The following is a 255-nucleotide window of genomic DNA, read 5'->3' on the forward strand; positions in this document are numbered from 1 at the left end:
GTAATAATAGATGCAAGTGATTATTTATTTTCATTAAATCATTCAACACCATATTCTTATCTAGGATATGCTTGTGGTTATCTTAGATATTATTATCCGTTAGAGTTTATTTCAGTTTTATTAAATATAAATAATGGAAACATAGAAAAAACATCTAAAATAACAGAATACGCACTAAAAAGAGGTGTGAATATTTTTAATCCTAAATTTAGATTCTCCAAGTCTGAATATTTCTTTGATAAAAAAACAAATAGT

Annotated in this window: 1 protein-coding gene; it reads left to right on the forward strand. The window is 23.5% G+C overall.

Annotated elements, in window-relative coordinates:
• A partial coding sequence (locus tag IC213_RS20830) for a hypothetical protein (RefSeq protein ID WP_227863595.1) occupies positions 1 to 255 on the forward strand: 255 nt, incomplete at both ends.

Source organism: Clostridioides sp. ES-S-0049-02 (genome assembly GCF_020658465.1).
Lineage (GTDB): Bacteria > Bacillota > Clostridia > Peptostreptococcales > Peptostreptococcaceae > Clostridioides.